Genomic DNA, 7,567 nt, shown 5'->3' on the forward strand with positions numbered 1-7,567 from the left:
GTAATGTGGAATTTAGATGAAAAAAAAATTACAAGAAATGCTTGATGGCTTTTTAAATTTTCAAGAAGTATGGACTTTAGAAAAAGTTAAAAATATGACTCTTGAAGAATATACTAACATTAAAAAAGATAATCCAAATAGAGATGATTTTACTTTTTGGATAGAAAGCAAATTGGATAATCTAGGAAGTATTTGGGGTGGCTCAGCTTTTAAATTTGGTATATATAGAAGAAATGATGAAAGTCAGAAAGAATCTTCTAGTGGTAGATTATATAGTCAAAATTATGCTTGGATTGCTAAATATGGCAATAATGAAAATGAAGCATTTAATAATATCAAAGAAAAAATCATACAAATAATACAAGCAAGTCAAGATAATAATTTAAAAACTATAGAAAAAATAGATTTTGGGGATGCAATTAAATGGAAAATAGCTTTTCATTATCAAGATGTAAAGAATATAAAAATAGTTAATATTTTTTCTAAAAATGTTTTAGATTTAATATCTTTAAATGAATTTAAAGAAAAATTAAAAATATATCAAATACATAAAAAATTATTAGAGAATAAAAATTTATCATTAGTTAAAATGATAGAAAATATAGCTATTCCTTTATGGAATAAATATGGCATGAATAGTCAAAATTATATAGATAAAATGAAAAATTTATTTAGTGAATATTTAAATAAAAAGAAATTAGATAAAAATACTATAAATAAATATATTCAAGTTATAGAAAATATATCAAAAGAATTTTTAAAAGAAAATCTATATAGTTGTGATTTATTTAGTTTTGATCAAAATATAAATAAATTAAATAAAAATGAAGAATTTAAGTTAAAAAACAGCAATTCTAGTGCATTGAATTATTATAGAGCTTTTTTGATTGATTATTATGAACAAGATATTTTTATAACTGAAAGAGTGCAATCTGAGGAATCAAATATGAAAATTATACCCTTAAATCAAATTTTTTATGGGTCTCCAGGGACAGGAAAAACTTATCATACTATAGATAAAGCTTTGGAAATTTTGGGCAAAAATTTAGAAAGTAGAGATGACAAAAAAGCAAAATTTGATGAGTATGTCAAAAAGGGACAAATAGTATTTACTACTTTTCATCAAAGCTATGGATATGAAGAATTTGTAGAAGGTATAAAGCCTCGCATAGATAGTGAAGAAAATTCTAAAGAAATAGAATATGAAATAAAAGATGGAATTTTTAAAGAACTTTGCGAAAAAGCTTTGGATAATTATGAGAATAGTATCTTAAATGCAGATGAGTTGAATAAAAAAATAGAATTAAAAGAAAAGGTTGAAAATTTTTTAAATTGGCTTTTGGAAACAAATGAGCCTATTGGTAAAACAAAGGGTGGAAATTTCTTTGTTATTGAAATTGATAATAAAACAATTGTGATTTATAGTGAAGGCATAGAGAGATTCGATGGAATTTTTAATTTAAATTTATCTATATTTATGGAGTTATTAAAATGCAAAGATGAATTTAACAATGCTACTGAAATGTTTAAAAAGGTATTTAATAGAGATTATGCTGATAGAACTCATACTTATTACTTTAATTTAGTGAAAAAATTTAAAGCATATGAAAAACAATTAACTGCAAAGATTGAAAATAATAAAAACAATGATAATTCTTTAAAACCTTATATAATCATCATAGATGAGATTAATCGTGGTAATGTAAGTAAGATTTTTGGTGAGCTTATAACCTTGATAGAGCCTAGTAAAAGGATAGGTGAAAAAGAAGAGTTAAAAGTGACTTTGCCTTATAGCGGTGAAAAATTTGGAGTGCCTAAAAATGTTTATATCATAGGCACTATGAATACAGCCGATAGAAGCATAACTTCTCTTGATACAGCTTTGCGAAGACGCTTTGAATTTATTGAGATGATGCCTGATGTGAGCAAATTATCTATGGATTGCGAAGGTATTAATTTACAAGAATTATTAAAAGCTATAAACACTCGTATAGAATATTTACTAGATAGAGAAAAAACCATAGGACACGCATTTTTTATAGGTGTTGAAAATTTAAATGATTTAAAAAGTATTTTTCAAAACAAAATTATCCCGCTTTTGCAAGAGTATTTTTATAATGATTATGCTTTGATTAATGCGGTTTTAAATGATAATGGTATGATTTTTGAAGATAAAAAAGATGATAAATATCTTCAAAAAATAAAAAATCTAGATAGTGTTAATAGCGAGAGAAGTATTTATAATATTGCTTCATTTGATGATAAAATTTGGGATAAAATAGAAATATATCAAGCAATTTATAATGATGAAATAGCAAATAAATTAAAAAACGAAAATGAATAGCACTTTTTCCATCATCGAACACCAAGCTTTTTCTAAAGAAGATTTAAAAGAAATTTTCAAAGAAAAGGCCGAAGGGTTTTATAAAGAGCTAGAAGATTTTGCAAAAAATAATGAAAATCTTCTAGGCTTTAAAAATAAAAATACCTTAAAAGCTAAAAATTATGTCGGCATTATACAGACTAAAAGTGGGGTTTTGGAGATCTTGCCAAAATGCACGAATTTAGATAGCTATAAAAAAGAAGATAGCTCTTCAAATCACGATAAAGAAAAACTAAAAAGATACTATGAATTAGACAATATTTCTAAAAATAATGATTTTTATGAAAAAGATTTTAAATTTAATCCCAAAAATCTTTTGATAAATATGCTAAAAACCTTAAAAAACTCCCCCTTTAAAAAATCGCAAATTTCATCTTTGCAAAGTTCTAAAATTCCTTTATTTGAAGTGTTTATCACTATGTTTTTAGATGAATTTGATAGCGTGTATAAAAAAGGCTTGATGAGATCTTATCTAAGTTGCGAAGAAAATAGGGCTTTTTTAAAGGGAAAATTACTATTTAACAAGCATATCAAGCAAAATTTGATACACAAAGAAAGATTTTTTACAAGCAATGATGAGTTTGTTTTAGATATAGCACCCAATCGTTTGATAAAATCAACGCTAAATTTTTTAAAATCCAAAACAAGTTTGAATAAATTTAGACTTATAAAATCTATGCAAATGCTCGATGAGGTAGAATTTTCTAAAAATTATGAAAAAGATTTTAGTTATAAAATTTCAAGACATTTTGATTATTATGAAAACTTGCTTTTGTGGTGTAAAATTTTCTTAAAAAATGAAAGTTTTATGCCTTATCATGGTAAAAATGAAGCTTTTGCTTTGCTTTTTCCTATGGAGAAAATTTTTGAAGATTATGTAGCTTATATGCTAAAAAAAGCAAATCCAACTCAAGATATTAAAGTTCAAAACAATGGAAAGTATTTAATCTCAAAAAATGATGAAAATTGTTTCATGTTAAAGCCTGATTTATATATAGAAAATAAAATGATTTTAGATACCAAGTGGAAAATTCCAGATAGTGATGAAGATAAAAAGCAGGGCATAGAACAAAGCGATTTATATCAAATGTTTGCTTATGCTTGCAAATTTAAAATTTATGATATTAAACTTGTGTATCCTTTATGTGAAAAAACTCAAGATTTACAAAGAAAAATCGCAGAAAAATTTTTTGTTTTTAAAGCAAGCGAACATTTGTATTTTAAAGAACAAGGGCAAAAAGATATAAAAGTGCAAGTGTGTTTTGCACCTTTACCTTTTTAAAAATTTGCCTATCAAATGCACTAAAAAACTAAAACAAGCTACAGCTATGATGCAAGCACCGCTTGAGAGATTAAGATAATAGCTAAGTATAAGTCCTAAAACACAAAAAATCATACTTAAAAAACTTGCCAAAATCATGATAAAGCCAAGTCTTTTAGTGAAATTTTCAGCAATAAAGCTTGGGATACTAAGCAAAGCCATAACCAAAATAAGCCCTACAAGGCGTATAGAAATAACTATACAAAAAGCCATAAGGGCGATTAAAAGATAATGAAAAAAACTTGTATTGATACCACGAACTTTTGCAAATTCCGCATCAAAGCTTAATGCTTCAAATTGTCTATAAAATAAAAAGATCAAAAGAACCACCACGCTATCAACCAAAGCCATAAGCCATAAATCTTGTGTTCCTACAGCTAAAATACTTCCAAAAAGATAAGCCATTAAATCTGTGTTATAACTAGGGCTTAAATCGATTAAAATAATCCCAACAGCCATTCCAAAAGCCCAGATTACAGCGATAATACTATCACTTCTGTGTTCATAGCGTTTAGCTAAAAAAGCTACTAAAAAAGCCAAAAATAAAGTAAATATTCCCGTGCTTAATAAAATAGGTAAAGAAAAATAAAAAGCTATGCCTATACCACCAAAAGCTCCATGTGTTATACCTCCAGCCATAGAAAAAAGGCGATTTATCATCACCAAAGTACCTATGATTCCACAGGCTATACTGACTAAAATCGCTCCTAGTAAAGCGTTTTGAAAAAAGGTGAAATTTAAAATTTCAAGCATTATTTTCCTTTGAAAATTTTAAACAAAAATTTTCTTTTTTAAATTCTGTTTTTTTCAAATTTCTTCTTGTAAATTCTTGTTCGCATAGTTTTTTACTATCGCAATTTTCTTCATCGCAAAAACAAGTATTTAAACTCATTTCTACATCACAAAAATGAGAATGGTTTTCGTATAAATGTTTTAAAAATGAACTTTTTTCTTTTTCTTTAGTGTTGGTATGCAAGAAAAGTTCTTTGTTTAAATGTGCAATTTTATCGCTATAAGCTAATACAAGGTTGATATCGTGACAAATGAGTAAAATTCCCATGCCTTTTTGGTGTAAAGAGCTTAGAAGTTCAAAAATTTGTATAGCAGACTTGTTATCAACGCTTGCGGTAGGTTCATCTAAAATAAGCATCTTACATTCACTAGCTAAGGCTCTTGCGATAAAAACACGTTGTCTTTGTCCTCCGCTTAGAGAATCAATTGTTTTGTTCCAAAATTTTTCCATTCCTACGCTTCTTAAAGCTTGCATAGCTTTTTCTTTATCTTTTTTCCCATAAAAACCAAAAATTTTTTTACTTAAAAGTCCCATAAGAACGATTTCAAGCACTCTTGGACAAAAATTAGGATTGGCTAGAGTGTGTTGAGGAACATAGCCTATTTCTTTTCTTTGAAGAGCTTTGAAATGGATTTTATTTTTGGATTTTAAAAGTCCTAAGATAAGTTTTACGAGTGTTGATTTTCCTGCGCCATTTGGACCTATGATAGAGAGAAAGTCTTTATTGTCGTAGCTAAGATTGATATTTTTTAAGATGATTTCATTGTCATAAGCGTAGTTTAGATTAGAAATTTCAAAAAAAAGCATCAAAAAGCCTGATTATAAATTATGAGAAAAGGCATCAGCAGTTTTTAAAAGCTCATTTTCCCAATCATAAGATAAATGATCTATTTTGTAAATTTTTACATTACATTCTTTAGCAAGTGTTTTTGCTGCATTTTCAGGGAATCCATTTTGAACAAAAATGACTTTTAAATTTTTATCTTTTATTAGAGTAATAAGGTTTTGCAAATCTTTGCTTTTTGGTTCTTTGCCTAAAATTTCTACAGGAATTTGCGTAAGATTATAGCGTTTTGCAAAATATGTCCAAGAAGGATGATAAACTACAAAATCTCTATTTTTTAATTTTTCTAATTTTGAGGCAATTTGTAAATTTAAACTATCTAATTCTGCTAAAAATTTATCTAAATTTTGTTTATATAAATTTTTATTTTGTGGATATTTTTGAATCAAGGCGTCATAAATATTTAAAGCCATAGTTTGGACTAAAATAGGATCTAGCCAAGTATGAGGATCAAAATGCTCATGTTCGTGGTGTTCATGCTCATGAGAGTGTTCGTGTGTATCATGAGTTTGAATCAAAGCTATGTTTTTTTGCATATTTACAACTTGAAGTTTTGGAAAATTTTGTTTAAATTTATCCGTAAAAACTTTTTCAAATTCTAAGCCTATGGTGAAATAAATATCACTTTTTTCAAGTTTTTTCATAGTGCTTGGTTTAAATTCAAAATTATGCTCATTGCTATTTGGAGGTAAGATAACATTGACATCTAGAGTATTTGCGGCTATTTTTTTAACAAAAAATGCTTGAGGTGCTATACTGACACTAACTAAATTGCTGTTATTATTTTGATCTTGTTCGAAGTTTTTAGCTTGCGTGAAAGTATAAAATATCCCTAAAGATAAGATAAATAATATAATTTTTTTCAAAATATTTCCTTTGATATAAATTTTTTTAAATTATAACGATATTAAGCTTAATACATAGAATTTTCGAAGCGATATTTATTTAAATAAAAATAATAAATATAAATTAATTTAATATTAATTAAATTAATTTTTTATAACTTTTAAATTTAAGTAAAAATTTAAATTTTTTAATTTATAATTCTAAAACTTTATGTAAATATCCCTATAAAATAATATTAGAAAGGAGCGCTTAAATTATGAAAAGCGTAAAATTGAAGGTTTCACTGATTGCAAATTTAATCGCAGTAGTGTGTTTGATAATTTTAGGTGTTGTAACATTTATATTTGTAAAGCAAGCAATTTTTCATGAAGTTGTGAATGCTGAAATAAATTATGTTAAAACGGCTAAAAATTCTATGGAGTCTTTTAAGGCAAGAAATTCTTTAGCTCTTGAAAGTTTGGCTAAAAGTATTTTAAAGCATCCTGTAGAACAGTTAGATAGTCAAGATGCTTTAATGCATTATGTTGGAAAAGATTTAAAGAATTTTAGAGATGCTGGAAGATTCTTAGCAGTTTATATTGCTCAACCAAGTGGCGAACTTGTTGTAAGCGATCCAGACTCTGATGCTAAAAATTTAGATTTTGGAACTTATGGAAAAGCTGATAATTATGATGCTAGAACAAGAGAATATTATATAGAAGCAGTTAAAACAAATAAACTTTATATTACCCCATCTTATATTGATGTAACTACAAATTTACCTTGCTTTACATATTCTATTCCGCTTTATAAAGATGGTAAATTTATAGGAGTTTTGGCCGTAGATGTTCTTGCAGCAGATTTGCAAGCTGAATTTGAAAATTTACCAGGTAGAACTTTTGTATTTGATGAAGAAAATAAAGTATTTGTTTCTACAGACAAAGCTCTTTTACAACAAGGTTATGATATTAGTGCAATTGCAAATCTTGCAAAAACCAAGAAAGATTTTGAACCTTTTGAGTATACTAGACCAAAAGATAATAGTGAAAGATTTGCTGTGTGTGCAAAAGTTTCTGGAATTTATACTGCTTGCGTTGGAGAACCAGTAGAACAAATAGAAGCTCCAGTTTATAAAATTGCATTTATACAAACTGCGATTGTTATTTTTACAAGTATTATTAGCGTCATCCTCCTTTATTTCATCGTATCAAAATATCTCTCTCCACTTGCAGCTATCCAAACAGGTTTGGCTTCATTCTTTGACTTCATCAACCATAAAACAAAAAATGTTTCTACTATAGAAGTAAAAAGCAATGATGAATTTGGACAAATCTCAAGTGCTATCAACGAAAACATCCTTGCTACTAAAAAAGGTTTAGAACAAGACAATCAAGCTGTTAA

Annotated in this window: 5 protein-coding genes and 1 pseudogene; 3 read left to right on the plus strand and 3 right to left on the minus strand. The window is 26.9% G+C overall.

Annotated elements, in window-relative coordinates; genetic code table 11:
- Window positions 1-3 precede the first annotated feature (3 nt).
- Both AJN70_RS04020 and AJN70_RS04025 read left to right on the plus strand, forming a co-directional pair.
- A pseudogene (locus AJN70_RS04020) lies at window positions 4-2,344 on the plus strand (McrB family protein).
- Complete coding sequence (locus AJN70_RS04025) at window positions 2,337-3,665, plus strand: McrC family protein (protein WP_070233935.1); 1,329 nt, start codon at window positions 2,337-2,339, stop codon at window positions 3,663-3,665. Before AJN70_RS04020 ends, AJN70_RS04025 begins: the two are co-directional and overlap by 8 nt.
- On the opposite strand, the gene AJN70_RS04030 is transcribed toward AJN70_RS04025, so the two are convergent.
- From AJN70_RS04030 to AJN70_RS04040, 3 genes are read right to left on the minus strand one after another with little or no spacing between them, the layout of a single operon-like run.
- Complete coding sequence (locus AJN70_RS04030; RefSeq protein ID WP_052858950.1) at window positions 3,654-4,457, minus strand: metal ABC transporter permease; 804 nt, start codon at window positions 4,455-4,457, stop codon at window positions 3,654-3,656. The genes AJN70_RS04025 and AJN70_RS04030 overlap by 12 nt on opposite strands.
- Complete coding sequence (locus AJN70_RS04035) at window positions 4,450-5,304, minus strand: ABC transporter ATP-binding protein (protein ID WP_070233933.1); 855 nt, start codon at window positions 5,302-5,304, stop codon at window positions 4,450-4,452. The genes AJN70_RS04030 and AJN70_RS04035 overlap by 8 nt, the downstream gene beginning before the upstream one ends.
- A 12-nt stretch (window positions 5,305-5,316) precedes the next feature.
- Entirely contained in the window at window positions 5,317-6,207 is an 891-nt protein-coding gene (locus tag AJN70_RS04040) for a metal ABC transporter solute-binding protein, Zn/Mn family (protein ID WP_070295507.1), read from the minus strand.
- Between the two features lie 236 nt (window positions 6,208-6,443).
- Here AJN70_RS04040 and AJN70_RS04045 point away from each other — a divergent pair.
- The coding region (locus AJN70_RS04045; protein WP_261669694.1) for a cache domain-containing protein at window positions 6,444-7,567 on the plus strand (1,124 nt) is incomplete at its 3' end.

This window comes from Campylobacter sp. BCW_4341 (assembly GCF_001764255.1).
Lineage (GTDB): Bacteria > Campylobacterota > Campylobacteria > Campylobacterales > Campylobacteraceae > Campylobacter_D > Campylobacter_D jejuni.